This window comes from Agrobacterium sp. CG674 (assembly GCF_053521645.1).
Genome location: NZ_JBNWDZ010000003.1, coordinates 1 through 22,551, shown reverse-complemented (window position 1 = coordinate 22,551; position 22,551 = coordinate 1). Strand labels below are relative to the sequence as shown.

27 protein-coding genes and 2 tRNA genes are annotated in these 22,551 nt (G+C 54.9%); 19 read left to right on the top strand and 10 right to left on the bottom strand.

The window, feature by feature from the left end; all coding sequences use genetic code 11:
- Window positions 1–96 precede the first annotated feature (96 nt).
- A complete protein-coding gene (locus tag ACQZ51_RS09340) occupies window positions 97–309 on the top strand; it encodes a DUF2842 domain-containing protein (protein WP_042618492.1) in 213 nt (70 codons plus the stop codon).
- A gap of 3 nt (window positions 310–312) precedes the next feature.
- Here ACQZ51_RS09340 and ACQZ51_RS09335 read toward each other — a convergent pair whose 3' ends face one another.
- On the bottom strand, window positions 313–948 hold the full coding sequence (locus tag ACQZ51_RS09335; RefSeq protein ID WP_448776699.1) for a tyrosine-protein kinase family protein: 636 nt from the start codon (window positions 946–948) through the stop codon (window positions 313–315).
- Between the two features lie 202 nt (window positions 949–1,150).
- On the opposite strand from ACQZ51_RS09335, the gene ACQZ51_RS09330 reads away from it, so the two are divergent.
- The 5 genes from ACQZ51_RS09330 (at window position 1,151) to ACQZ51_RS09310 (ending at window position 4,930) form a co-directional block, all read left to right on the top strand.
- Window positions 1,151–1,723 carry a polysaccharide biosynthesis/export family protein gene (locus ACQZ51_RS09330; protein WP_448776697.1) on the top strand — a complete coding sequence of 191 codons (573 nt, stop codon included), beginning with the start codon at window positions 1,151–1,153 and terminating at the stop codon, window positions 1,721–1,723.
- Window positions 1,724–2,045: 322 nt separating this feature from the next.
- Window positions 2,046–3,599 carry an undecaprenyl-phosphate glucose phosphotransferase gene (locus ACQZ51_RS09325; protein ID WP_448776695.1) on the top strand — a complete coding sequence of 518 codons (1,554 nt, stop codon included), beginning with the start codon at window positions 2,046–2,048 and terminating at the stop codon, window positions 3,597–3,599.
- 65 nt (window positions 3,600–3,664) lie between these two features.
- A complete protein-coding gene (locus ACQZ51_RS09320; RefSeq protein WP_192066607.1) occupies window positions 3,665–3,814 on the top strand; it encodes a hypothetical protein in 150 nt (49 codons plus the stop codon).
- Between the two features lie 167 nt (window positions 3,815–3,981).
- Entirely contained in the window at window positions 3,982–4,569 is a 588-nt protein-coding gene (locus ACQZ51_RS09315; protein WP_448776693.1) for a hypothetical protein, read from the top strand.
- A gap of 284 nt (window positions 4,570–4,853) precedes the next feature.
- Window positions 4,854–4,930, top strand: a tRNA-Pro gene (locus tag ACQZ51_RS09310).
- Window positions 4,931–5,036: 106 nt separating this feature from the next.
- Here ACQZ51_RS09310 and ACQZ51_RS09305 read toward each other — a convergent pair.
- Both ACQZ51_RS09305 and ACQZ51_RS09300 read right to left on the bottom strand, forming a co-directional pair.
- A complete protein-coding gene (locus ACQZ51_RS09305) occupies window positions 5,037–5,639 on the bottom strand; it encodes a dual specificity protein phosphatase family protein (RefSeq protein WP_448776691.1) in 603 nt (200 codons plus the stop codon).
- A 95-nt stretch (window positions 5,640–5,734) separates the two neighbouring features.
- Window positions 5,735–6,322: a YqaA family protein gene (locus ACQZ51_RS09300; protein WP_448776690.1), complete on the bottom strand. Its 588-nt coding sequence runs from the start codon at window positions 6,320–6,322 to the stop codon at window positions 5,735–5,737.
- A 448-nt stretch (window positions 6,323–6,770) separates the two neighbouring features.
- Between ACQZ51_RS09300 and ACQZ51_RS09295 the strand changes: the two genes are divergently transcribed.
- Window positions 6,771–7,418, top strand: coding sequence for an exopolysaccharide biosynthesis protein (locus ACQZ51_RS09295; RefSeq protein WP_042618498.1), 648 nt, complete (start codon window positions 6,771–6,773; stop codon window positions 7,416–7,418).
- On the opposite strand, the gene ACQZ51_RS09290 is transcribed toward ACQZ51_RS09295, so the two are convergent.
- Window positions 7,405–7,689, bottom strand: coding sequence for a hypothetical protein (locus ACQZ51_RS09290; protein ID WP_448776688.1), 285 nt, complete (start codon window positions 7,687–7,689; stop codon window positions 7,405–7,407). The two genes, ACQZ51_RS09295 and ACQZ51_RS09290, sit on opposite strands and share 14 nt — an antisense overlap.
- 176 nt (window positions 7,690–7,865) lie before the next feature.
- On the opposite strand from ACQZ51_RS09290, the gene ACQZ51_RS09285 reads away from it, so the two are divergent.
- Window positions 7,866–7,940 (top strand) — tRNA-Asn (locus ACQZ51_RS09285).
- Window positions 7,941–8,028: 88 nt separating this feature from the next.
- Here the strand turns inward: ACQZ51_RS09285 and ACQZ51_RS09280 are convergent.
- Both ACQZ51_RS09280 and ACQZ51_RS09275 read right to left on the bottom strand, forming a co-directional pair.
- The gene (locus ACQZ51_RS09280) at window positions 8,029–8,298 is read right to left on the bottom strand and encodes a hypothetical protein (protein WP_448776686.1); all 270 of its coding nucleotides are present in this window, start codon (window positions 8,296–8,298) and stop codon (window positions 8,029–8,031) included.
- 122 nt (window positions 8,299–8,420) lie between these two features.
- Window positions 8,421–8,756, bottom strand: a complete 336-nt coding sequence (locus tag ACQZ51_RS09275; protein WP_448776684.1) for a DUF2934 domain-containing protein — start codon at window positions 8,754–8,756, stop codon at window positions 8,421–8,423.
- A gap of 132 nt (window positions 8,757–8,888) precedes the next feature.
- Between ACQZ51_RS09275 and ACQZ51_RS09270 the strand changes: the two genes are divergently transcribed.
- A complete protein-coding gene (locus ACQZ51_RS09270; protein WP_448776683.1) occupies window positions 8,889–9,137 on the top strand; it encodes a hypothetical protein in 249 nt (82 codons plus the stop codon).
- Here ACQZ51_RS09270 and ACQZ51_RS09265 read toward each other — a convergent pair whose 3' ends face one another.
- Complete coding sequence (locus ACQZ51_RS09265) at window positions 9,138–9,581, bottom strand: TIGR02594 family protein (protein ID WP_448776681.1); 444 nt, start codon at window positions 9,579–9,581, stop codon at window positions 9,138–9,140.
- 295 nt (window positions 9,582–9,876) lie between these two features.
- A complete protein-coding gene (locus ACQZ51_RS09260; RefSeq protein WP_042618502.1) occupies window positions 9,877–10,143 on the bottom strand; it encodes a DUF982 domain-containing protein in 267 nt (88 codons plus the stop codon).
- A gap of 186 nt (window positions 10,144–10,329) precedes the next feature.
- Here ACQZ51_RS09260 and ACQZ51_RS09255 point away from each other — a divergent pair, with 186 nt between their 5' ends.
- The 4 genes from ACQZ51_RS09255 (at window position 10,330) to sseA (ending at window position 15,129) form a co-directional block, all read left to right on the top strand.
- On the top strand, window positions 10,330–11,778 hold the full coding sequence (locus tag ACQZ51_RS09255; RefSeq protein WP_448776679.1) for a cryptochrome/photolyase family protein: 1,449 nt from the start codon (window positions 10,330–10,332) through the stop codon (window positions 11,776–11,778).
- A 122-nt stretch (window positions 11,779–11,900) separates the two neighbouring features.
- Window positions 11,901–12,938, top strand: coding sequence for a cysteine synthase A (locus ACQZ51_RS09250; RefSeq protein WP_448776677.1), 1,038 nt, complete (start codon window positions 11,901–11,903; stop codon window positions 12,936–12,938).
- A 14-nt stretch (window positions 12,939–12,952) separates the two neighbouring features.
- Complete coding sequence (locus ACQZ51_RS09245) at window positions 12,953–13,690, top strand: alanyl-tRNA editing protein (protein ID WP_448776675.1); 738 nt, start codon at window positions 12,953–12,955, stop codon at window positions 13,688–13,690.
- A 17-nt stretch (window positions 13,691–13,707) separates the two neighbouring features.
- The gene (sseA, locus tag ACQZ51_RS09240) at window positions 13,708–15,129 is read left to right on the top strand and encodes a 3-mercaptopyruvate sulfurtransferase (protein WP_448776673.1); all 1,422 of its coding nucleotides are present in this window, start codon (window positions 13,708–13,710) and stop codon (window positions 15,127–15,129) included.
- A 54-nt stretch (window positions 15,130–15,183) separates the two neighbouring features.
- On the opposite strand, the gene ACQZ51_RS09235 is transcribed toward sseA, so the two are convergent.
- The gene (locus tag ACQZ51_RS09235; RefSeq protein ID WP_448776672.1) at window positions 15,184–16,068 is read right to left on the bottom strand and encodes a DUF4344 domain-containing metallopeptidase; all 885 of its coding nucleotides are present in this window, start codon (window positions 16,066–16,068) and stop codon (window positions 15,184–15,186) included.
- 149 nt (window positions 16,069–16,217) lie between these two features.
- On the opposite strand from ACQZ51_RS09235, the gene ACQZ51_RS09230 reads away from it, so the two are divergent.
- From ACQZ51_RS09230 to msrQ, 5 genes are all read left to right on the top strand, one after another.
- Window positions 16,218–16,685, top strand: coding sequence for a DUF1203 domain-containing protein (locus ACQZ51_RS09230; protein WP_448776670.1), 468 nt, complete (start codon window positions 16,218–16,220; stop codon window positions 16,683–16,685).
- Between the two features lie 92 nt (window positions 16,686–16,777).
- Window positions 16,778–17,113: a PilZ domain-containing protein gene (locus ACQZ51_RS09225; RefSeq protein WP_192066625.1), complete on the top strand. Its 336-nt coding sequence runs from the start codon at window positions 16,778–16,780 to the stop codon at window positions 17,111–17,113.
- A 128-nt stretch (window positions 17,114–17,241) separates the two neighbouring features.
- Window positions 17,242–19,230, top strand: coding sequence for a bifunctional 2',3'-cyclic-nucleotide 2'-phosphodiesterase/3'-nucleotidase (locus ACQZ51_RS09220; RefSeq protein ID WP_448776668.1), 1,989 nt, complete (start codon window positions 17,242–17,244; stop codon window positions 19,228–19,230).
- Window positions 19,231–19,441: 211 nt separating this feature from the next.
- Window positions 19,442–20,383 carry a protein-methionine-sulfoxide reductase catalytic subunit MsrP gene (msrP, locus tag ACQZ51_RS09215; protein ID WP_448776666.1) on the top strand — a complete coding sequence of 314 codons (942 nt, stop codon included), beginning with the start codon at window positions 19,442–19,444 and terminating at the stop codon, window positions 20,381–20,383.
- Between the two features lie 2 nt (window positions 20,384–20,385).
- Entirely contained in the window at window positions 20,386–21,045 is a 660-nt protein-coding gene (gene msrQ, locus ACQZ51_RS09210; protein WP_448776664.1) for a protein-methionine-sulfoxide reductase heme-binding subunit MsrQ, read from the top strand.
- On the opposite strand, the gene ACQZ51_RS09205 is transcribed toward msrQ, so the two are convergent.
- On the bottom strand, window positions 21,017–21,424 hold the full coding sequence (locus ACQZ51_RS09205; RefSeq protein ID WP_448776662.1) for a ribosomal maturation YjgA family protein: 408 nt from the start codon (window positions 21,422–21,424) through the stop codon (window positions 21,017–21,019). The two genes, msrQ and ACQZ51_RS09205, sit on opposite strands and share 29 nt — an antisense overlap.
- Before the next feature lie 61 nt (window positions 21,425–21,485).
- On the opposite strand from ACQZ51_RS09205, the gene ACQZ51_RS09200 reads away from it, so the two are divergent.
- On the top strand, window positions 21,486–22,358 hold the full coding sequence (locus ACQZ51_RS09200) for a DUF817 domain-containing protein (RefSeq protein WP_448776660.1): 873 nt from the start codon (window positions 21,486–21,488) through the stop codon (window positions 22,356–22,358).
- Window positions 22,359–22,551: the final 193 nt, after the last annotated feature.

The window sequence follows — 22,551 nt, the reverse complement described above, 5'->3', positions numbered from 1 at the left end:
AAGCCCTCAGACCCCTGCTCCACGGCAATAAGCTTTGCGGCATTGGGTCGCGCCTGTATAAGAAACCGTAGAGATCAAACGCGAACGGAAGACGGCATGCCCCAGCGACTCAGGTCATTTATCGGCACCATCATCATCATCTGTCTGGTAATCGCCTATGCGGTGGTCGCAACAAGCTTCGCAACAGCCGCGCTTTCCACCCAGCCCTGGTGGGTGCATCTCAGCTATTTCATGGCAACAGGCCTGCTTTGGATTGTGCCAGCCATGTTCATCATCCGCTGGATGGCTGGGCCTAAGCCACAAAAATGAATCTCACTCTGCTGCGAGATCAGCAGAGTGAGTTCCACCGATCACCATGACATCGGCATAGCCGTGTGATTGCAGTTCGAGCTGTATCTCTGCTTTTGCGGAAGCGTCCGATCCCGGAAGGGATAGGATGACTTCAGCATCAATGTATTTCAGCAAGGTCGCGACGCCTGCAAAGTCAGCGGCACCGAACTCCAGCAGCACGGTGTCGTAGCTATCCGAGAGCGCATTCAGGATCATGGTCAACCGCTCGATGAGCCTGGTGGCGTTACGGGGTTGAGCGACACCCTGCGGCACGATATGTGCGCTTGAAAGGCGGTCGTGATGAATGGCTTCGCCGAATGCCGTATCTCCGAACAGGAGGTCTGAAATCCCCGAGAGTTCCGGCTCCTGTGACATGAGCTTCGTTGGGCAGCCGGAGGCAGTCATATCGACCAGCACTACGGATTGACCGAGCTCGGAAATGGATCTCGCCAACATCACGCTTGCGGTGGAGCCTTCATCCCCACTGGGTGAAAGCAGGGCAACAATCGGCTTTGCACCCCGCATGGAAAGAAAATCGGCGACGTCGTTGACCGAGAGGTTGCGACGTCTTTGCGGAGCGTCATCAAACTCACCTGCGTGAGGGGCATTTTCGTTCACATTCATTCTCGGTTTTTTGAGCGCAGTGTTTCAATTCGGATCATCGGGAACTTTAGTTGCATCCGGTAACACAAGCGTTAAGGCGACGCTTCAGGACTATGAAACGAGACAAAATCGAAAAGGAAATTCTTTTGTTTACTGGGTGTTAACCATAACACCCCGATAACTGCGTCATGACGTTTCCTTCGGAGCATGATTGCGGATGACATTCGCTGCCCCACCCTTGATATCGGCGTTGATCGTTGCTGTGGTAGCAACTCTCGCCGGCTGCTCGGCTTATAAGCCGGCACCGCGCGCCTTTAACGAGGCAGCGCTTGCTCCCTATCGGCTTGACAGTGGCGACCGCCTTCGTGTCAACGTTTTCGATCAGGCAGGGCTAACGAACACCTATACAGTCGACCAGGCTGGTTACGTCGCGTTTCCTCTCGTGGGTCAGGTTTCAGCACGTGGCAAAACAGTCTCGCAGCTTGAATCCGGTATTGCGCAGAAGCTGCAGCAGGGCTTCCTGAAAAATCCTGACGTGACGATCGAGATCGACCGCTACCGCCCGGTCTTCGTCATGGGTGAAGTCGGCAGGCCGGGCCAATATTCCTATGTACCCGGCATGACAGCGCAGAATGCCATTGCCGTTGCGGGCGGCTTCACATCCAGGGCCAACCAGAGTGACGTCGATATAACCCGCAAAATCAACGCCAATGTCATGACAGGCAGAATCATCATATCTGGACCAGTCATCGCCGGAGACACCATCTACGTTCGCGAACGATTCTTTTGAGCCGTACCCCTCCATCCCACGGTACAGGCGCTCTACCTCAAGAGGAATTGAGACAAAGTTTGTAGCCAGGAACCAGCACGCCAAGCGCGTCGTTTCCAAATGGCCCACAGTTGCGGGTAAACAGGTATTGCGTATCCCGCGCCCTATATTTGCGGATGGACAGTTAAGCTGTTCATCCGCAATAAAAATAGTCATCGATATTATTAAGCGACTATTTAGACATCTGAGATTGATGTAGGCATACAAAATAAAGTGTGTTTCTAAGCATTTTTTAGGAAGTTATTTTTACTCTCTTCTCCAGTCGAGAATGCGGAATGATAAAATGAGCGATTTAGGAGGCGAGAATACCCCGATTGATCTGGATGCTTTGCGCAAAAAGCTGACTGGAAACAGCCAGGAGGCGCCGGCACAAGAGCGCCAGCAGGTTCAGCTCAACCCCGTGGCTCTTCAGGTTGCGAACCAACTTCGGGCAGTGAGCCATTCCCCCAATATCGTCATAGGTCAGCTGCGGCTGTTCGATTTTGCTATTCTGACGGGTCTGGGAATCTTTATCACAGCATTTGATGCGCCAGCGACATTCGGATCGCAGATAGCGCTCGTTTCCATTTGCATCTGGAACAGTCTGTGCTGCACCATCCTGCTACAAATTGCGGATACCTACCAGCTACCCATGCTGCGACGTTCCATCGGCACGATGCCGCGTGTTCAACTTGCCCTTCTCGCTTCATTTTTGCTGACAGCTCTGGTGATAATCGCAACATTGCCGGCCGAGGATTACACCTGGCAGACACTATGGCTCTGGTACGGCACGAGCGCCGCTTTTCTGCTGATCGAGCGCATTATCGTCGGATTGATGATTCGCCACTGGGGCCGAAATGGCGTCATGGAACGTCGGGCGGTTATCGTTGGAGGCGGACAGGCCGCAAAAGACCTTATCCGCTCGCTCGAACAGCACGATAATGACATTCGCATCTGCGGTATCTTTGATGACCGTAAAAGCGCACGGTCGCCAGACGTTGTCGCTGGCTATCCCAAGCTTGGCACCTTTGCCGAGCTCGTCGAATTCGCCCGCCTGACGAAGCTCGACATGCTGATCATTTCCATCCCGATGAGTGCCGAAGGGCGAATACTTGAGCTCATTCGCCAGCTTTGGGTCTTGCCGGTCGATATTCGCATAGCCGCGCATGCCAACAAGCTGCGTTTCCGCCCTCGTTCCTATTCACACATTGGCAGCGTGCCGATGCTTGATGTCATGGACAAGCCGCTTCGCGACTGGGACGCGGTTGCCAAGCGGGTCTTTGACATTGTTTTCAGTCTTATCTGCATCTCCCTGCTGTGGCCTTTGATGCTGGGCGCTGCAATCGCGGTAAAAACGACATCCAAAGGTCCCGTTCTGTTCAAGCAGAAACGGCATGGCTTCAACAACGAGACAATCAATGTCTGGAAGTTTAGGTCAATGTATACCGAAATGAGCGATCCGACGGCCAAGAAGGCCGTCACGAAGAACGATCCTCGCGTAACACCGGTAGGCAGGTTTCTGCGCAAGTCGTCGATGGACGAGCTGCCGCAAATGTTCAACGTTCTGGCAGGCGATCTGTCTCTGGTTGGACCACGACCACACGCTGTGCATGCGCAGACCGGCGACCTGAAATACACCGAAGTTGTCGAGCACTATTTTGCACGCCACAAGGTCAAGCCGGGCGTGACGGGATGGGCGCAGATCAATGGCTGGCGGGGCGAAATCGACCATGGCGACAAGATCAAGAACCGCACAGCCCATGACCTTTACTACATCGAGAACTGGTCGTTGTGGCTTGACCTCAAGATCTTGGTGCTGACGCCGATTCGTCTGATAAAATCCGAAAACGCCTACTGATTTGCGTGGAACCTCTTGTCATTTCAGACGTTTGCACCTCGCAAATTTGTGCACAGGAAAAACACATGACAAGAACCAACAATCTTTACCTCATCATTGGCGCGCTTATCATCGCCGTTGTAGGCCTCGGAATTTACGCCTGGAATGAAGAGACAAAACCAAAGGGCATCGAGATGAACATTGGGCCCGGCGGCGTCTCCGTACAAGAAAACTGATTGACTCCAGTTTCGCGCATGTTGACGAATTTAGACCGGTTTGTGTCAGTTTTTTAAACGACGAAGCCGGTCTTTTCATGAGAAGAGCCCACGTAAATGCTCGCTTATGGGAAGCGGTGGCCAGAGCGCAGATGAATGCGCCGGCCTGAAACAGGAAAATGCCAGCAATGGTTTCGGCTCTTGGAACTCACCTGAAACTTTCTTCTACGCAACTTGCATTAGAAGTCATCGCGCAGCACGAAGCAAAGATCGAAATTGGCCTGGAGCACCCCTCCTCCACAACAAGTCCTGAAAAACTCTTGCTGGATGCCACTGCGCCAGCCAAAGCCCGGGTCGAGATCAGAGCCAGTTCCACCAGATCGGATGACGATATCGCCAGCGACGTTTTCATGGCGAGCGTCAAGACTTGGATTGTAGACACCTCACGTGATGCCGCTAGCGCCGCTCAGGGCAAGGCTATGGCTGCGGCTCTCACGGCCGGGACATTGAAGGTGTGCGACCCCGTTGAGGGCTTTGTCGTTACGGCTTGGGATGTCGAAGGCGAAAAACCCGAGCACGTCAAACGCGATCAAATCACGCCTGCTGGCTGGAGCCTGTTTCTGAAGCAGCACGTCAAGCGCGAAGATGGCGTCGGCTACGTGAAGGACTCAGACGGCGGGTATGTGGATGTGATGTCTGGCGAAAGCGCCTATTTTGGCGCCGTTGGCAGCAAATTCTACTACCTGACCTGGCCTCGGGCCATCAGCAATATTTAAAAAGAAAATCGGGAGACCCGTCGCTGTCCCACCCAGCAAATGACGGGTCTCAACCTTTTACCCCTCCAGTCAGGGCAAGCAGAGAGAACCACAGTCAAAGAATTATGGCAAGATCGCGGCAGTCTATTTGTCTAATAAATATTCACCCTGCCCGAATAATAGCTCAATGCAGATTCGCACGGCATCCTGAGCATTTTCTCATTGGTTTCTACAGGTGTTTTTTCGAGCACAGCAATTTTCCCCTTGCGCATGAAGAGCCATCTATATAAACGCCTTTCCTGTGTCGGAGCGTAGCGCAGCCCGGTAGCGCACTTGACTGGGGGTCAAGGGGTCGTGGGTTCGAATCCCGCCGCTCCGACCATTATTTTAGAGGCATCCCCCGTGCCTCGGCTTTCCCAAAATCCAGAGAATCAAAATGCAAGAGCCATCTTGCATCAATCCGTGTTATCGATTCACACGATGGCCGATCAGATGACCTGCTCCATCGCATTTGCGATGATGGGTGCGGGTTTCATGGTTTCGATGACTTCCCAGCTGCGATCCATCGCATAGGCCGATGAAAAATAGGGAATGCCGAGGTGGCCGAAGCGGATCGAGAGTTGATGCTCTGCGGTGTCTTCGTCCAGTCCCGCAATCCGACTGACGTAGATCGCTGACGCCAGCCCCGTACGATCGGCTCCGGATTTGCAGTGAATGAGGATCGGCTTTGGCGCGTCGCGCATGATCTGGATGAGTTGCGCGACCCGCCCCGGCGTTAGCTCCTTGCGGGCAGACATTCCGAAGTCCACGTGCTGAACCCCAAGCTTCTCCGCGGTCGCCACTTCACTGCGATACCACTCGGATCCATCATTCTGGCCGCGCAGATTGATAATGGTCTTGATGCCGTTTGCCTTTACATAACTCGCAAGCTGATCCTGTGAAAGCTGGCTGGATCGGTAGAGCTGCCCGGGGATGACCTCATGGCGGTTTCCGGAAAGCTGAAGCGCCCCAATGTAGAGCAGAAAGGCGCATGACAGGGCAACCAGAACCAAAACACCTCGAAATACCAAACTGCGCATCATCATCATCATTCCCGTTTTTCTTTCGGGAACGTGGTCTTGAATGCTGACACTAAGCTGAATGCGATGACCGGGCGCGAGCGATCATTCAGCTCAGCCCGCCAATGTCACCGAACGAGGACATAAGTCGCGTAGATGGCAATCAGCACACCGGCGGCGATAGCCGTCATGATTCCCAGGCGTTTTTCGATGAAATGGCGGATGGGTTCGCCATATCGTTGCAGCAAGCCTGCGAGAATGAAAAAGCGTGCTGCGCGGGTAACGACGGCTGCGGCGATGAACAGGCCGAGATTGATATTTGCGGCACCGGAGAGAATCGTAACCACCTTGATTGGCGGCAGATGAGCAAGACCAGACGTTACCAGTAGCAGCAGGATTGTCTGGTCATCGACGGAGGCCTTCAAATGCTCGAAGCTGTCCAGCTTGCCATAAAATTCCAGCACAGGCCTCGCGATGCTTTCAAACGCATAGTGCCCCAGATACCACCCGCCGATGCCACCCAGCACCGAAGCGACCGTGGCCACCAGTGCATAGACCATGGCCCGCCTCGGCTTGGCCAAGACCATGGGAATGAAAAGGATATCGGCCGGCACGAGAAAGACAGAGCTTTCTACGAACGCAATAAGGGCCAGCCACCATATGGCCGTCTTGCGGGCAGCCAGCGCCATGGTCCGCGCATAAAGTTCTCTCAGCATCCCGCACCTCACCTATTGGCCCATCCAGCTTAAGGTTTAAAATGCTTCATGCGAGGCAATATTGCGGCGGCGGAATGGTTTTTCTTGCATCGCAACATTCCAATCACCCCAGAACTGCGGCCATTGCGTAACTTTATGGTGCGCTGCAACTATAAATCAATTTATACTAGTAAATTTGGTGAATTTCTCTATATTCGTAATGGGACAAATGGAGGAGGAAATGAGTATGGACTATGTTGGCTTCGTTACTTCGCTAAATCCGTTTATCATTGGCATTCTGTTTCTGGTTCTCGCGGCGGGCGCCTACAGTTCCTGGGTCTCTCACTGAGGTTAGACACGGCTGTAGTGTATCAGGCAGATCAAGAGTTCTAGCTTACATGGGTTTGCCATAGGCACGTCGTTTTACGAGTGGTATCTATCCCGCATCAAACATGTTTCGGGATAGAGTATGACGAGCAAAACGACATTCGCAGACACATCGGAGAGCCTGAGCGCGGTTCTCCAAAAACTGATCGATAATCTGAAAGGCGCAACGATTACCTTGCGGGAGCTAATGGAAGCCATTGGCGAGCAGGGTTTGCTCCTGATGTGTGCCATTGCTTCTTTGCCATTTCTGATTCCGGTTTCAATTCCCGGCGTCAGCACGGTTTTTGGTGCGGCAATTGTGATGATCAGCCTGGCGATCACGCTCAACCGGATGCCATGGCTGCCAAAACGCATTCTTGACAAGCAGATGGAAACCGAACGGCTTCGCCCTGCCCTTCAGAAGGGGGTTGGGATCGTTTCAAAGCTGGACCGCTATATGCGCCCTCGCCTGCCCGCCTTCACCACTGGCGCAGTTATGGCGCGCGTTAATGGCCTTGCCATTATGTCTGCCGGAATATTGCTGATGATGCCGCTCGGCTTCGTGCCGTTTTCGAACACGCTGCCCGGCGTCGCCATTTTGCTCTTCTCGGCAGGAATGATCCAGCGCGATGGCGCGACTGTGCTAGGCGGCTATTTGTTCCTCATTCTGACGACCATTTACTTCGCCATATTGGGCTATGCCGCGTTCTGGGCAGGCCAAGGCATCACCAACTCCCTCACGGGCGCGTAATGCCTTCCCGGCGCGCTTCATGGGCGCGCCGGCGACGTGCCCACCACACAGTCAATCTTCGGCGCTGACGGCGCACAAAGGGCAGATCCTGCGAAAGGACGAGAAGCCCCAGCGGGACCATCCAGAAGCCCAGCACGGGCAGGAACCCCAACAAGCCACAAATAATGAGCAAAACGCCAATAACGATGCGCCCGACTCGCGAGCGAGGCATCGGCATGCTCCATTTTCCCACATGAAGACGCCCCGTTTGGGGGTGAAGACCGAAAGTCATCGCGCTAAACCCCTTTCAGGAACATCCGCCAAAAACTTTTTTATTGCTAACATGCCCGGAAACGTGGGGTCTTCGGTGGATAAAACAAGATGATTTCATTTTTTTTGAAAAAACCGCTTGGCAAATCGCCAAAGCGTTTGTATTACCCCGCTCACACCGCGCCAAGCAGCGCACGTTCCCTGGTAGCTCAGCGGTAGAGCATTCGACTGTTAATCGACAGGTCGCCGGTTCGAATCCGGCCCGGGGAGCCATTTCTTCCAAGAGTGAAGAAATGGATTGGAACAGAGGTACTGTTTCGTTCGCTGCACTTTATTCTCATTGAAATGAATAGCACTTTCATCACGACAGGATTGTGTCATCGAAATCGATTGGGGCACCATTCAGCGCGATTGGGATTGGGCTGGCCATATTCTGGAAGCCATCGTCATGGCTGGCATTGTGGCCACGCTGGCGCGCATTGTAATGAAATGGCGAGATGCGGTGATTGTTGGCCTTGCATTCGCTGTAGGCCACTTCCACGGGCGTGAAAAGCGGGACTTCGAAACGTCGGTGCAGATGCAGCCGCCTCACCTCGAAGGCTACTACCTCTGGAACTGGTCCTGGGACCAAGCGACAGATTTCTGGCCAGTTGCACTTTTGTGCCTCGCCCTCATCATCTTATGGATCAGAAAAAATAAAGCGCGGTGCATGCGGCACCGCGCCTTAAAATATCGAATAGAAATTTTCTCGGATCAACGAGACTGGGCTGAGCTTTTTTTCTCCGACGCTCCGCCTGTCACTGTCGAGGATGTAGCGGAAACTGGGTCGCTCGCAGGGAAGCTATCTTCCAGCCCTTCCTGAAGCTCGCTGTCGCTGCCCTTGCGCTTTGTCTCGGTGCGCTCCTGACTGAGAGAGGCAACCGCGGGAGAACGTGTCGCCTCGCTGGGGTCAACGCCGTCAGCGGTGTCAGTATCTAGCTCGTGCTCCGCTTCGGCCCAGTGGCGTTCATGCTCGCCTTCTTTACGGCCTTCGCTTTCCCACTTCTCATGGGCTCTTGCACGGATTTTGTCTTCGCGTTCTGTCGTCATGTCATGTCTCCGATTTTAACCTGTCGGAGCACAAACAATCCGGCGTGGGATTTGGTTCCTGCTGCTGATGCACACCAACAGGGAACCTGAAGGCATGGCACCTCGTTAATAGGTTAACAAAGGAGTAACCAAATGGACGAGAAACACTCAAAACCAATGGATCAGGAAAAGCACACCGATTCTCTGGATATTGACGACAAGGACGTAGCCAACTTTCGGACAGAACGTGAGCTGAAGGGCGAGTCCGAAGAAATTGATCCCGATGAGTCGATCAATCTGAGGGCACGCAAGCAGGCGGCACGACAGCACGAAGATGCATTTATCGTTGCCACCGATCTTGAAGACGACGATCAGAGAGACGGCATGCACGAGCAGCCGTAACTAGCGGCGCACGGAGACTATCGACTTGCGGCTGAAGTTTGAGACCTGAACCCGGCCAGACTGATTGCCGCCCAGTATCTGGGCGGTGTTCTTGTCCAGGCTTTTCAGAATACCAGCGTGGTAACTAGCACCGCTTCTGACAACAACGACATCGCCGGGCTTCGCGTTGCTCTTTGGAACCGCATAACCAAAAGATGTCCACGACTTGGCGATTGCAGAGGACTTCGGGGGCTGCCTGCCGGACTTTTCAGCCACGACGCTAAGGAAATGCCCGCACCATGGCGTCTTTCTCGGATTGACGCCGAGAATGGCCTTGAGCGTCTTGTTGTTTTTTCCCTCGTGAAGCCCAGCATAACGTTCGGCTTGATTGAGCATGCCAGCAGACGCAGGTGCAGTGAGCGCCGCGCAGACAGCGACGGCTAGAATGTACGCAGATACTTTCAAATTCTTGCCCTTTAGAAGCATGTGACACGCTCCGGCCCCGTGGGAGGTCACACACATGCATATTCAGAGTATGTCAGCGCTGGAGGACGAGCGCCCTCTGGCTGACGGTATCTGACCTATCCCTGCAATTTAGCGAGAATTTGACAGGAAATAGGCGAAAATTAGAATGAAATTTCCAGGCCTTTCTTAATGGCCCCGCATGCGCGGGTCATGCCCGCCCTGTCCCGAAATAATTGCCCCATTAAAAAAGCCACCTGGCGGATTGCACAGGTGGCTTTTATCGAGAAGTTAGAAATCAGGATGCGAGTTTGCGACCTTCGACCAGGCAATGGGCGTCGCGGCTCGCTTCTATGAATGCAATGCGCGCTATCTCTCCTCCCACGCTGCCCATGAGAGATGCCCTGCACAGTCGCAAGGCTTGCTCATAGACCTTGCCATGGCGGCTCGGCCACTCATGCTGCAAGAAATCGAAGGCTTCGTAGGCGCCGGTGAAAGTTCTAGGTGCGCCGTTTTCCAGGGAGATAATCACCGGGCTCTCCCATTTGACGTCATTCAGCATCATTGATTGGACTTCCATACTCAATTAACCCGCCTCTAACGTTGGACCCGGGATATGGTTCCGCGCTAATTGGTTTCAAGAGACAGCGATTCACCACTTGCAAACCATATCAACGTGAGCGCGATATGCACGGCAATTGGGAACAAGGCCGATCAACAAACGTTCAGTCCAAAGTGAACCGGGTGACATATGACAGAAAAAAACGCTCCCGTTATTGTGTGGTTTCGCAAAGACTTACGGCTTGCTGACAACCGCGCTTTGCTCGCTGCCATCGACCATGAGGGACCGGTTATTCCGGTCTATATTCACGATGATGACGTGGCCCTACAGGGGGCTATCGGCAGTGCCCAGCAGTGGTGGCTGCACCACTCCTTGCAGGCGCTCTCAAGCGCTCTGCAGACGCTCGGCAGCACGCTTGTTTTGCGCAGCGGGAGCTCGCAAACGGTGCTCAAAACACTGATTGAAGAGACCGGGGCTAGGACTGTTTTCTGGAACAGGCGATATGATCCTGATGGACAGAAGCTCGATAGCCAGATCAAGGCAGACTTTCGTGAAGAAGGTTTGGAGGTCGAGAGCTTTGCCGGTTATCTTATCCACGAACCATCGCGACTGAAGACAAAGACCGGAGGCCCTTATCGGGTCTACACTCCGTTCTGGCGCGCCATCGAAGGTGGCGATGAACCTGCCGAGCCCGTGGCAGCACCGAAAAAACTGTTGTCTCCTTCGAGCTGGCCCAAAAGCGAAACGGTGGAAAACTGGAGCCTTTTGCCCTCCAAGCCTGACTGGGCAAAAGAGTTTTCAGACGTGTGGACGCCGGGTGAAACCGGCGGCCAGGACAAGCTGAAAGATTTTATTGAAAACGCCCTGAAAGGCTACGAGGAAGGCCGTGACTTCCCGGCGCGACCTGCAACGTCCATGCTCTCGCCACATTTGACTATGGGGGAAATCTCTCCGGCTCAGGTTTGGGACGCGACCAGAAGCCTGCCCAGCAACATTGCGTCAAATGACACCAGCCGGTTCCGCAAGGAAATTGTCTGGCGCGAGTTTTGTTACCATCTGCTTTTCCATTTTCCGGAGCTGGATGAGAAAAACTGGAATAGCAGCTTCGATGCGTTTGAGTGGCGCGCTGACGACAGCAAGTTCGAAGCTTGGACGAAAGGCATGACGGGCTATCCAATTGTGGATGCCGGGATGCGCCAGCTCTGGCGCCATGGCGTGATGCACAACCGAGTGCGGATGATAACGGCCTCTTTCCTGATCAAGCACCTGCTGGTGGATTGGCGAAAGGGTGAAAAATGGTTTCGGGATACGCTTGTTGACGCCGACCCCGCGTCCAACGCGGGCAACTGGCAGTGGGTGGCAGGATCGGGTGCGGATGCCTCGCCGTTCTTCCGAATATTCAATCCGATCCTTCAGGGTGAGAAATTTGACCCGGATGGAGACTATGTCAAAACCTTTGTGCCCGAGCTTTCCCGGCTTGAGAAGAAGTTCATTCACAAGCCCTTCGATGCACCGAAGGACGTGCTGAAGAAGGCCGGCATTGAACTGGGCAAGACATATCCTGCGCCGCTTGTTAATCACAATGAAGCGAGACAGCGTGCTTTGAGCGCGTATTCCGACATCAAGAAAAGCGAATAAAGCGTGCGCCGGGCAGGATTTTGCGCCTTGCCCGCTTTCGCCAGAAGATATTTCCTTGTCATAGAACGCGATGACAAGGAGAAACAGAAACTCAATTACTGACCGAACCAAAAGGCCTGATCATGACCATTCACAGTTCTGTGCTGACCGCCATCGGTAACACGCCGCTCATCCGTCTCAACGCTGCTTCCGAAGCAACGGGCTGCGAGATATTGGGCAAGGCCGAGTTTATGAACCCGGGTCAGTCGGTCAAGGATCGTGCGGCTCTCTATATCATCCGCGATGCCGAGCGCCGCGGCCATCTTCGCCCCGGCGGCACCATTGTGGAGGGCACGGCGGGCAACACCGGCATCGGCCTTTCGCTGGTGGCCAATGCGCTAGGCTACAAGACGGTCATCGTCATTCCTGAGACACAGAGCCAGGAAAAGAAGGACGCGCTCAAGCTTTTGGGTGCGACATTGGTCGAGGTGCCTGCAGCGCCCTACTCCAACCCGAACAATTACGTGAAGGTTTCCGGCAGGCTGGCCCAGCAACTGGCCGCGACAGATCCGAATGGCGCGATCTGGGCCAACCAGTTTGATAATATCGCAAATCGGCAGGCGCATATCGAAACGACGGCTCCCGAAATCTGGGACCAGACCGATGGCAAGGTGGATGGCTTTATCTGCGCCGTTGGCTCTGGTGGCACATTGGCGGGCGTGGCGGATGGTCTTCGCGATTTCAATCCCGATATTAAAATCGGCCTTGCCGATCCGGATGGTGCCGCCCTTTATGAGTATTATCAGAACGGTGCGCTGAAATCGGAAGGGTCCTCCATTTCCGAGGGCATTGGGCAGGGTCGCATCACGGCCAATCTGGAAGGTTTCAAGCCTGATTTCTCATTCAAGATCTCAGACGCAGAGGCGATCCCTCTGGTGTTTGATCTCATCGAGAAGGAAGGTCTGTGCCTCGGCGGCTCGAGCGGAATCAACATTGCCGGTGCAATTCGGCTTGCCCGTGAGCTCGGTCCGGGCCATACAATTGTGACAATACTTTGCGACTATGGCAGCCGCTATCAGTCGAAGCTCTTCAACCCTGATTTCCTGCGGTCAAAGGGTCTTCCCGTTCCCGCATGGCTGACGGAAAAAACGCAGATTTCGGTGCCTTACGAGACTGCATAGAGGTCAATGCCCACATGCCTGTGAATGCCCTGTTTCGTGACGATTTCTATCTTTCCACATGCGAAGCGGTTGTCACAGCTGTTCATGAAGATCGTGGCATAGAGCTGGATCAGACCTGCTTCTATGCCACTTCGGGCGGCCAACCCGGCGACACGGGCTTTCTGCAAAGAGCGGATGGCTCCAAAATCGAGCTGGGCTTGACCCGGCACGGTGCTGATAAAAGCGTCATCATCCATTCGCCTCTTGAAGGTCAAACATCGCCTGACATTGGCGAAAAGCTGACACTGCATATTGACTGGCCGCGTCGCCTCAAGCTCATGCGCATGCACACGGCCTGCCATTTGCTGTCCGTCGTCTGCCCTTGGCCGATTACAGGCGCTGCCGTTGGTGAAGATGAGTCCCGCGTCGATTTCGACATGTCAGAGACCATCGACAAGGACGAGGTCACGGCAAAGCTGATGGCGCTTGTCGAAGCCAATCATCCGGTCTTTCTCAAATGGATCACCGACGAAGAGCTTGCCGCCAATCCCGATATCGTCAAATCCAAGAATGTCCGTCCACCAGTTGGATTAGGTCGCGTTAGCCTTGTTTGCATCGGAGAAAACTCTGCGGTTGACAGCCAGCCCTGCGGTGGCACTCATGTAGCCAGCACGCAAGAAGTTGGCGAAATTCATATCGCCAAGATTGAAAAGAAGGGCAAGGAGAACCGCCGCTTCCGAATTCGTTTTGGCAAGCCCGGTGAAACCGCCTGACATCTGGGAGACACACAGTGAGCACGGACAAAAGCCGTTTCGTCGTTTCGGCGGATTGGGTCGAGCAGCAGCTTGGAACCCAGCATTTTCGTTTAGTGGATGCCTCGTGGTATTTGCCTGCGCACAAGCGCAATGGCAAAGAGGAATATGCAGCCGGACACATACCCGGCGCCGTGTTTTTCGATCAGGACAAGATTGCCGATCACGATACTGGCCTGCCCCACTCTCTTCCCTCACCGCAGTTCTTTGCTGATCAGGTGGGTGCGCTGGGCATTGGCGAGAGCGACACGATCGTCGTATATGATGGCCCCGGCTTCTTTTCCGCGCCTCGCGTATGGTGGATGTTGCGGGTCATGGGCGCTGACAAGGTTTATGTTCTGGATGGCGGTCTGGACGGCTGGAAATCTGCGGGCAAGCCACTCGAAACAGGCGTGAGCGAAGTCGAGCCTGTGATTTTCGACGCGCACTTCAAACCGAAGCGCGTGACGTCCTTCGCAGCCATGCGCTCCATTGTTGATGCCGGCGAAGAGCAGATTGCCGACGCCCGTGGGGCCGGACGCTTCACCGGCGAAGAGGCAGAGCCCCGCGCCGGCATGCGTTCTGGACATATGCCGGGTGCGCGCAACCTGCCCGCAACCGCCTTTTCAGAAAACGGCCACTTCAAGGATCTGCCGACCATCCGCAAGATGATAACGGATGCGGGCATCGATCTGTCTCAGCCTGTCGTGACAAGCTGTGGCTCCGGCGTAACGGCAGCCGTCATTACCCTTGCGCTGGAATCCCTCGGACATACAGACAATTCGCTCTATGACGGCTCGTGGTCCGAGTGGGGCAGCAAGCCGGATACGGCAATCGTGACCGGGCCCGCCGAGCCCGTGGAAACTGCGCCCTACGGCCCGATTAAGGCGCATGTCACGCAACTGGAAATGACCTCGGCGCCGAAGATGAGCCTGCCGGTGCCGGTCAACATACAGACCGCCATTATGCGCACCACGGAAATTCCGCTGCATTTCTATCGCTATCTGTTCTGGCGGGTTGGAAAACGCTGGCATTGGCAGAAGCGGATGCGCATGAGCGACGCCGAACTGACGGCAACATTGCGCGACCCCGCCAACTGCGTCACTGTTCTCTACATGAACGGCGCACCCGCTGGCTTCTTCGAGCTGCACAAGGTCGATTCTGACGTGACTGAGCTGTCCTATTTTGGTTTGATGGAAGAGGCTATCGGCGCTGGTGTGGGCAAGTGGTTCCTGTTGCAGGCGCTCTATTCCGCGTGGCAGGACAGCCCCAAGAAGGTCACAGTTTCCACCAACACGCTCGACCACCCGCGCGCACTTCAGCTTTACCAGATGATGGGTTTCTCGCCCGTCAGCACATATGAGACATGGGTAGAGCCGCTGACGGACAGCGAATATCTGGAAATTTCAGGTCGGGGGTAATCCCAATTTCCATACCATCCTCGGCTCAACCCGAGGATGGTGACTTCCAAAGCGTCAGAGCTCCAGCCCGAGGTTCACCGCTGTCGGTATTTCCTGAGCTGGGGCGCTTTCTTTCTCGCCGCCGCCAGCAGACAGATGCGCCGCGATCAATTCTCCGTGGAATTTGCCTGTCTCGTAGCAATAGGTGATTTCACGCTTTTCGGCTGACCAATAGACATCAGGCCGTCCGCATGTGCGCGCCGTCAACTTCACCTCGCCTTTCAGATCATATCCATCAAAACTGCGGGCGATCAGATCGAGAACTTTCGATTCCTTCAGGATGGTCGCGTAGATATCCAGAAAGGCATCACGGGCAGGCTCATATCGAGCCACGAACTTCGTGGCTCCCGGTTTGGCAACGTGAGACTGCAAAACCTCGTTCCAATGCGCGACGGTTTGCGGATAGGCTATTTCGCAGGCTTTCCATTCCGTCTTCGCAAGGCCCATCATATCGGCAAGATCGCCATAGCCACCAGCATCCTTGCCCACCATCATGCAGGCCATCTGCTTGTCGCGAGAGGTGTTGGGCACCAGTGAGGAGAACAGTGGCGCACTGTGATCAGGCAGAACCTGCACTGAGCGCGCAAGATACCAGCTGTCTGTGGCATTGACGATGGCTGTATCCAGCCACTCTTCATTTGCCTCCAGCATGATGGTTGCCGCCAGCTGATCAGCGCTATCTTTCCCGCCGCCCAGTTCCGGCAAGGCAAGGTCAGAGATCAGCATGCGCGAGGCTTCATGGTACAGGCTGAAAATCGCGTTTCCGATGACGAAGTTGACCGTCTGCTGCAGTTGCTCCTCGGAAAGATCATCCAGCGCGGGCGCTGTTTGCGCGTGGGCTGCAGGTGAAAGAAGAGAAAAAACGGTGACCAGAGATGTGGCCATCAACCTGCGCAGCATGGATATGAACTTTCCAAAAAGAGGATGTTCGATTGATTGCCACACTCAACAGCACAAGCAATGGGGTTGTCGCATTCTGACGCAAGAAACGGGTGGATACACGCATGTTTGAAGAGCATAGCGGCAAACCAGCAACGCAAGGAGCCGCTATGACCAAGATCATTTTCACCGCAATGGCTGCCGATGAGGCAGACGCTTTCCGAAACGGCAAACCGGACGCAAACGGCCAGAAACCGGAACGCCTTCGCGCGACGGGAACCCTTCCCTGCCGGGTCTGCCTTGGGCACATAAAGGATGGCGAAAGCGCACTTTTGCTGGCCTATCGCCCCTTTCCGGCGCTGCAACCTTTTGCGGAAACCGGCCCGATCTTCATTCACGCCGAATCATGCAGCCCTGACGAATCGCATGGAATTCTGCCCGCCATGTTGAATAGCCCCGATTACATCACTCGCGGCTATAGCCATGACAATCGCATCGTCTATGGCACCGGCGCCGTTACCCCGACGGACATAATTACACAGCGAGCGGAAGATCTGCTGGTAAGGGATGACATCGCCTATGTGCACGTCCGCTCGGCCCGCAACAATTGCTATCAATGCCGCATAGACCGCGCCTGAAACGACACTGCGTGTAATTTTATCCAATATTCTAAAGGGGTCTCAAACCTTCCATGCGAGTTTTGCACAAAAGCAAATGTGGACCCCATGGAATGACCAGCAGTTTAAACATGCAAAATCGCAATGCCGGACGCAGCAAGACACGCATTTACGGAACCGTCCATTATCTAAACCAGACGGCAAGCGGCCGCGTGGTCGATCTTTCGGCCACCGGCATGGCGCTTGAGCTTGAGGGGCCGTTTGCTGCGGCGAAGGGAAGCCGGGTGAAGGTAGAGAGCGAGGATCTCGGTTATATAGAGGGAATCGTGCAGTGGCAGCGCGGAAGCCGCCTGGGGCTTAAACTGGAGCTTTCCACCAACACACTCGCGCAGCTTTCATCCTACTTCCGCTTCTTCCATGATGAGGTGAAGCCGACGCTGGCCGGATAAGCCAGTTTTACCGGGTGGTTTAAAATCCGGGACAAGTCATAAGCCTGTCATTTTGATGATGGACTCCTCTTGAATTCATCTTACGCTGCCCTCACCCCACGCAGCCAGGATTTCATCGAGGAGTTTCCATGTCTTCGTTTACAGGCCTTCACCCCATCACGCGACGTTCCCTGTTGGGAGGCTTTGCCGCCTCGTCAGCTCTTGTGATGCTGCATCCTTTCGCGGCACGCGCACAGGGCAACCAGGCGCATCTGCGCATCATGGAAACGACTGACATCCATGTGCACGTCTTCCCTTATGATTATTACGCCGACAAGCCGAACGATACGCTGGGGCTGGCGCGCACGGCCTCCATCATTGATTCCATTCGTGCAGAAGCTGGTAATTCCATGCTCGTGGATAATGGTGACTTCCTGCAAGGCAACCCGCTCGGCGATTACATAGCCTACGAGCGGGGCATGAAGGCGGGCGACAAGCACCCCGTCATCAACGCCATGAACGTGCTGGGCTATGATTGCGGAACGCTTGGCAATCACGAGTTCAATTACGGCCTCGACTTCATGTTCAACACGCTGGGCGGCGCGGGCTTCCCTTATGTCTGCGCCAATCTCACCAAGGGCCAGCTTGCATCCGACCCGAAGAATGACGACCTTTTCTTCAAGCCGTATGTCATCCTCGAAAAGCAGATCAAGGACGGCTCTGGCGCCACCAGCCCTGTCAAGGTTGGCATCATCGGCTTCGTCCCACCACAAATCATGATGTGGGATGCCAAGAACCTTGAAGGCAAGGCGCAGACCCGCGATATCGTCGATGCCGCCAAGGCCTGGGTGCCTGTCATGAAGGAACAGGGTGCCGATATCATCATCGCGCTGTCGCATTCCGGCATCGATGGCAAGGGCCAGAGCGACCGTATGGAAAACGCTTCGCTGTATCTCGCCGGCGTCAAAGACATCGATGCCGTCTTTACCGGCCACCAGCATCTCGTCTTTCCCGGCCCCAAGACCTGGGACGGCATTCAAGGCGTTGACCCCGTCAAAGGCACGCTGATGGGCAAGCCCGCCGTCATGGGCGGTTTCTGGGGCTCGCATATGGGCCTCATCGACCTGCTGCTGGAAAAAGACGGCAAGAGCTGGAAGATCGTGGACTTCACCACCGAGGTACGCCCGATCTATCACCGCGATGACAACCGCAAGATCGTGGCAGACGTGAAGGACAAGGCGGAGGTTATCGCTGCCGTGAAGGCCGATCACGAAGCGACGCTGGCCTATGTTCGCCGCGCCGTGGGCAAGAGCACCGCGCCGCTCTATTCCTATTTCGCGCTGGTGGCGGATGATCCATCCGTGCAGATCGTTTCCAATGCACAGACCTGGTACATCAAGGACATGCTGAAAGACGGGCAGTACAAGGACATGCCGGTTCTCTCGGCGGCTGCCCCCTTCAAGTCCGGCGGCCGTGGTGGAGCTGATTATTATACCGATGTCCCCGCCGGTGACATCGCCATCAAGAACGTCGCCGATCTCTATCTCTACCCCAACACGGTTCAGGCCGTGCTGATTACCGGCGCACAGGTCAAGGACTGGCTCGAAATGTCGGCTGGCATGTTCCAGACGGTCAAGGCGGGTGCCAAGGATGCGCCACTGCTCAACAGTGATTTTCCCTCCTATAACTTCGATATCATCGATGGGGTGACGTACCAGATCGATGTCTCCAAGCCACCGAAGTTCGATAAGGACGGCAAGGCGATCAACCCGGACAGCAACCGCATCATAGGCTTGCAATTTGCTGGAAAGCCCATCGACCCCGAGCAGAAATTTGTGGTGGCGACAAACAACTACCGCGCCAGCGGTGGCGGCAAATTCCCCAATATCGGCTCAGACAAGATCATTTTTGTAGCACCGGATACCAACCGCGATGTCATCGTGCGCTACATCATCGCGCAGGGCACAATCAACCCCTCGGCAGATGACAACTGGTCTTTCTCTCCTGTTGCCAACACAACGGCGATCTTCGAGACCGGCCCTAAGGCCCGGCAATATGTTGGGGATGTAAAAGGCGCAAAGATTGAAGACGCGGGCGATGGCGCAGAGGGTTTCGCCAAGTTCCGCCTGACGCTTTAAAAGCGGGACCGCGAGGCGCATTTTCTGGTGCGCCTCGCGGGCTTCGATATTTCAACGGGACCGGATCTCGATTTTTCTCTTGATCTCGTAAAATTGTTTTCTCCGCCTGCTCCAATTCCTTTTTTTCCTCGTAATATAAAACACATCTAACGAGGCCAACTCCTGGGTATTGGATAGCAATACCGTTGATTGGCTTCTCCAGGAGGTTTTCATGCCCGCCTACCGCCCGCCCCGCATTTCATCTTCCGAAATCACGCCGCGCGACATCTATCTTTCCAGACGAAACTTCCTCGGAACGGCGGCAGGTTTGGCGACAGTGGGGCTGACCGCACAGGGCGCGATGGCTGCGCCCCTGTCTGCCAAGCCCGGCCCTTACAAGCTGGATGATAAACTGACACCCCTCGATGCCGTTACCAGCTACAACAACTTTTACGAATTCGGGACGGGCAAAGCAGACCCGAAAGAAAACGCCGGCAGCTTCAAGCCGACGCCATGGACCGTGAAGGTTGATGGTCTTGTTGGCAAGCCGCAGGAATTCGGCATTGAGGAACTGCTGAAAAATCCGCTTGAGGAGCGCACCTACCGCATGCGCTGCGTTGAGGGATGGTCGATGGTCATTCCGTGGATCGGTTTTTCGCTCTCCACCATCCTCGACAAGGTCGAGCCGTTGGGCAGCGCCAAATACGTGAAATTTGAAACCGTGGTACGCCCGCAAGAAATGCCGGGTCAGAGCGGTCTGTTCCAGCCGCTGGATTGGCCCTATGTCGAAGGTCTGCGCCTGGACGAAGCCCGCCACCCGCTGACGATTATGGCTGTTGGTCTCTATGGAGAAACCTTGCCCAACCAGAATGGCGCGCCGATCCGCCTCGTGGTTCCATGGAAATATGGGTTCAAGGGAATCAAGTCCATCGTCCGTATCTCGCTGGTGGAAAAGCAGCCTGAGACGACGTGGAAGAACTCCAACGCCCGGGAATATGGCTTCTACTCCAACGTCAATCCGCAGGTGGACCATCCGCGCTGGAGCCAGGCAACAGAGCAGCGCATTGGCGAAGGCGGCTTCTTCAGCACCCAACGCCGCCCAACCTTGATGTTCAACGGCTATGACGAGGTTGCCAGCCTCTACAGCGATCTTGATCTCAAGGCGAATTACTGATCATGGCATTGGCCCTTTCGCTTCCATCTTTGCCCAAGCGGTACCAACCAGCGGCCATCTGGGCGCTATACGGCTTGGGCCTCTGTCCCGGCATCTGGTACTTTTACCTCGCTGCGACCGGCGGGCTTGGCTTCAATCCCGTCAAGGAATTCGAACACCTTCTCGGAACGTGGGCGCTGCGGTTCCTCTGCATAGGTCTTGTCGTCACGCCGCTGCGTGATCTCTTCAATATCAATCTAATCGCCTACCGGCGTGCACTGGGCCTCATAGCCTTTTACTACGTGCTCGCTCATTTCGCTGTCTACATTGTTCTCGACCGCGGACTGGTCTTCAGTTCCATCCTGTCGGATGTACTCAAGCGGCCCTACATCATGTTCGGCATGGCGGCGCTCGTCATGCTCATTCCGCTGGCGCTGACGTCCAACCGTTGGTCGATCCGCAAACTCGGCTCGCGGTGGAACACGCTCCACAAGCTCTCATACCTCGTTTTGATCGGTGCCGTGCTCCACTTCGTGCTGGCTCGTAAATCGCTGACGCTGGAGCCCGTCTTCTATCTGTCGGTGATGTTTATCCTGCTGGGGTACCGCTCCATCCGACCCGCGATCATGGCGCGAAAACGGGCTCGCAAAGCCGCTACGTCTTCGAGAGCCGTGACGCGATGAGGGCCGCCGCGCAAATGCCAGCCAGATAGCAGGCAATATTCCACAGCGAGAAAACGCGCCCGAGCAGCAACGCACCCGCCGTTGTTGCCCTAAACTCATCCAGCGCAGGAAAATGCGCGAGGCGTATAAGCTCCACAACAACGGCAACACTGCACGCTACGAAAATCGCAGTGCGCCGGTTCCGACAAGGCAGCAAGCTGGCGACCAACAGGAAGACCATCGATCCCCACAGGATCGAACCACCATACTTCACGACAACAAACGGCAGACCAATATCGTAGCCGAAACGCCGCAATGCCAGCCCTGCAATAATGACTCCGCACGCGGCAGCCAGAACGCACGCGCGACGGTTAAACAGGCGATGTCGATATTCGATCATGATGTTGCTTTAATCTGGATTGCTATAGATATGCAATCTAGCCGCGCAAGAGGACATCAGATTGAGCATCGAAAACCCCTACCCACCAAGCCGTCTTTCCTCACTCGATGCGCTTCTCTGCGACGCAAAACCTTGGGGTGAATTGAAGGGCACAAAGCGTTTCATTGTGGAATTCCTCTATTTCGGCGTCAAGGAAGCCCGTGCCTGCCTGTTTGCAGGTCTGTTTTTCATCTCGATTTTCCTCGTCCCCCGCGAAGGCGTTTTAGGACTACCCCGCTACGACGTGCTGCTCATTATAGCGCTCGCCATACAGTTCTTCATGATCTGGAGCAAACTGGAAACGATGGATGAAGCCAAGGCGATCCTCATGTTCCACGTCGTCGGCTTCGCTCTTGAGGTCTTCAAAACCTCTGGCAGCATCCAATCATGGTCCTACCCAGATTTCGCCTACACGAAAGTTCTCGGCGTCCCATTGTTTTCCGGCTTCATGTATGCGGCTGTCGGCAGCTACGTCATACAGGCGTGGCGATTACTGGATGTCCGCATCCGCCACCATCCACCCTACTGGATGGCAACGCTGATTGGCATAGCCATCTACCTCAACTTTTTCACCCACCACTATATCGGCGATTACCGCTGGTACATCGCCGCCTGCGCCATCGGCCTCTACGCCCGCGCGACCGTAATCTATCGCCCCTATGATCGGGATCGCAAAATGCCGCTGCTGCTATCCTTCATTCTCATCGGGTTTTTCGTATGGCTGGCAGAAAACATCTCCACCTTCTTCGGCATATGGAAATATCCGAACCAGTTGGGCGCTTGGTCCGTCGTCCACATCGGCAAATGGAGCTCGTGGTCTCTCCTTGTCATCATGACATTTTCCATCGTGTCGCAACTCAAGCACATAAAGAGCAAGATTTCGGTGCCGGAGTGACCGGGGCATCTCAAATGAAAATTACCGCTGCACAAATCGTTGTGACCAAGAATATCCGCGAAGACAGCCGCACGATTAGAGATTTCGATATCCCTGTCAATCAGCACCGAACATTCACCCCTTTTACTTATCCAATTTTGACCCCCTTTAGGCGATCAGCGCTTGGCCTGCCCGGCGCTGGCCGGGATTGCAG

Excerpts from the sequence above, each read along its gene's own strand:
- ACQZ51_RS09340 (WP_042618492.1), top strand. The coding sequence starts at position 97 with ATGCCCCAGCGACTCAGGTCATTTATCGGCACCATCATCATCATCTGT.
- ACQZ51_RS09330 (WP_448776697.1), top strand. The coding sequence starts at position 1,151 with ATGACATTCGCTGCCCCACCCTTGATATCGGCGTTGATCGTTGCTGTG.
- ACQZ51_RS09325 (WP_448776695.1), top strand. The coding sequence starts at position 2,046 with ATGAGCGATTTAGGAGGCGAGAATACCCCGATTGATCTGGATGCTTTG.
- ACQZ51_RS09320 (WP_192066607.1), top strand. The coding sequence starts at position 3,665 with ATGACAAGAACCAACAATCTTTACCTCATCATTGGCGCGCTTATCATC.
- ACQZ51_RS09315 (WP_448776693.1), top strand. The coding sequence starts at position 3,982 with ATGGTTTCGGCTCTTGGAACTCACCTGAAACTTTCTTCTACGCAACTT.
- ACQZ51_RS09305 (WP_448776691.1), bottom strand. The coding sequence starts at position 5,639 with ATGATGATGATGATGCGCAGTTTGGTATTTCGAGGTGTTTTGGTTCTG.
- ACQZ51_RS09300 (WP_448776690.1), bottom strand. The coding sequence starts at position 6,322 with ATGCTGAGAGAACTTTATGCGCGGACCATGGCGCTGGCTGCCCGCAAG.
- ACQZ51_RS09295 (WP_042618498.1), top strand. The coding sequence starts at position 6,771 with ATGACGAGCAAAACGACATTCGCAGACACATCGGAGAGCCTGAGCGCG.
- ACQZ51_RS09290 (WP_448776688.1), bottom strand. The coding sequence starts at position 7,689 with ATGACTTTCGGTCTTCACCCCCAAACGGGGCGTCTTCATGTGGGAAAA.
- ACQZ51_RS09275 (WP_448776684.1), bottom strand. The coding sequence starts at position 8,756 with ATGACGACAGAACGCGAAGACAAAATCCGTGCAAGAGCCCATGAGAAG.
- ACQZ51_RS09270 (WP_448776683.1), top strand. The coding sequence starts at position 8,889 with ATGGACGAGAAACACTCAAAACCAATGGATCAGGAAAAGCACACCGAT.
- ACQZ51_RS09260 (WP_042618502.1), bottom strand. The coding sequence starts at position 10,143 with ATGATGCTGAATGACGTCAAATGGGAGAGCCCGGTGATTATCTCCCTG.
- ACQZ51_RS09255 (WP_448776679.1), top strand. The coding sequence starts at position 10,330 with ATGACAGAAAAAAACGCTCCCGTTATTGTGTGGTTTCGCAAAGACTTA.
- ACQZ51_RS09250 (WP_448776677.1), top strand. The coding sequence starts at position 11,901 with ATGACCATTCACAGTTCTGTGCTGACCGCCATCGGTAACACGCCGCTC.
- ACQZ51_RS09245 (WP_448776675.1), top strand. The coding sequence starts at position 12,953 with ATGCCTGTGAATGCCCTGTTTCGTGACGATTTCTATCTTTCCACATGC.
- ACQZ51_RS09235 (WP_448776672.1), bottom strand. The coding sequence starts at position 16,068 with ATGCTGCGCAGGTTGATGGCCACATCTCTGGTCACCGTTTTTTCTCTT.
- ACQZ51_RS09230 (WP_448776670.1), top strand. The coding sequence starts at position 16,218 with ATGACCAAGATCATTTTCACCGCAATGGCTGCCGATGAGGCAGACGCT.
- ACQZ51_RS09225 (WP_192066625.1), top strand. The coding sequence starts at position 16,778 with ATGACCAGCAGTTTAAACATGCAAAATCGCAATGCCGGACGCAGCAAG.
- ACQZ51_RS09220 (WP_448776668.1), top strand. The coding sequence starts at position 17,242 with ATGTCTTCGTTTACAGGCCTTCACCCCATCACGCGACGTTCCCTGTTG.
- msrP (WP_448776666.1), top strand. The coding sequence starts at position 19,442 with ATGCCCGCCTACCGCCCGCCCCGCATTTCATCTTCCGAAATCACGCCG.
- msrQ (WP_448776664.1), top strand. The coding sequence starts at position 20,386 with ATGGCATTGGCCCTTTCGCTTCCATCTTTGCCCAAGCGGTACCAACCA.
- ACQZ51_RS09205 (WP_448776662.1), bottom strand. The coding sequence starts at position 21,424 with ATGATCGAATATCGACATCGCCTGTTTAACCGTCGCGCGTGCGTTCTG.